Below are 1,260 nucleotides of genomic sequence, written 5' to 3'. Positions count from 1 at the left end.
CGCCGTCGCTGAGCGCGGTGCCGCAGCGACACGGGGCGCGTTCATCGCGGCCCTCGTACCGCGCGACGGGCGCGTCCGCTTCCGCGCCGTCCTGCGCTCGCTGACCAACGCCGCAGGTGCGCTCGGCGCAGCGGCGGGCTCGTTCGTGCTCGTGTGGGACACCGCGGAGGCGTACCGAGGCGCGGCCGTGATCAACTCGCTCACGTTCGCCGTCGCGGCGCTCTTCGTCGCGACCGCCGGGGTCCGTGCGTCGCGCCGCGCGGCTACGTCGGAGGCACGGCACGGCGGCGGACCTCCGGCCGACGCATCTTTGCGCGACGCCGCTGCGCCCCCCACGGCCGCAAGCACGCCGGTGCCCGGACCGTCTGCCATCGCCGTCGGCACGTTGATCCCCCCGACCACGCCCGCGCCCCCGAAGCGTCTGCGCTTCGACACCGCGGCGCGGGACCGCCCATTCCTCGTCATCACCGGGCTGAACGCCGTCCTGCTGCTGCACACGACGATGATCACGACGGCGTTGCCCTTGTGGGTCGCCGAGCGGACCGACGCACCGCTGTGGGTGGTCTCCGCGGCCATCGTCCTCAACGCTGTCGGCGTCGTGCTGCTGCAGGTGCCGGCCAGCCGCCGCGTGCGCGACGTATCGACCGCCGCGAGGGCCGGGCGGCTCGCCGCCGTGCTGCTGGCGGTGGCCGCCGTCGCCTTGGGCGCCAGCGGACTGGTCAGCGGGGCGGCGACGGTGGCGCTCATCCTGCTCGCGGCGTGCGCGCACCTCGGCGGAGAGCTGTTCCAGGCCTGCGCCGCGTGGGAGCTCGCGTTCGACCTCGCCCCCGAGACGGCTCAGGGCCAGTACCACGGAGTGTTCAACGCCGGGCAGGACCTCGGCGGCATGATCTCGCCTCTGCTGTTTACGGCGATCGTCGCGACCCTCGGCGCGGGCGGCTGGGTGGCGGTGGCCGCACTGTTCGTCGGCGCGGGGCTGGCTCTCGTACCGGCCACCCGGTGGGCCGCGCGGTCCCGGGAGATGGTCGCGTGAGCATCACGCACGTGCTCGTCAGCTACAGCTCGGTGCTCGTCGAGGAGCTCGAGCGTCGGCTGCCGCCCCGCTCGGTACTCGTCGTCGAGGACGAGGAGGTGCTCGCCGCGCGCCGCGTCCGCGACCGCGTCGCCGGCGTCACGTGCGTCGCGCAGGTGCTCGCCGCTCCGGTGCAGGACGCCGCTGCGTGGCACGAGCTGGCGCGACGAGTCGCACGACCACCGGCG

Annotated in this window: 2 protein-coding genes; both read left to right on the top strand. The window is 74.9% G+C overall.

Going from position 1 to position 1,260, the window contains the following annotated elements; genetic code table 11:
• On the top strand, window positions 1-1,033 hold a 1,033-nt coding region (locus tag N869_RS15160; protein WP_035063050.1), incomplete at its 5' end, for an MFS transporter.
• On the top strand, window positions 1,030-1,260 hold a 231-nt coding region (locus N869_RS15155; protein ID WP_035063049.1), incomplete at its 3' end, for a hypothetical protein. The genes N869_RS15160 and N869_RS15155, both read left to right, overlap by 4 nt.

Origin of the sequence: Cellulomonas bogoriensis 69B4 = DSM 16987 (genome assembly GCF_000767165.1) — a bacterium.
Lineage (GTDB): Bacteria > Actinomycetota > Actinomycetes > Actinomycetales > Cellulomonadaceae > Actinotalea > Actinotalea bogoriensis.
Note: the sequence above shows the minus strand (reverse complement) of the source record. Positions and strands in the feature narration are given on the sequence as shown.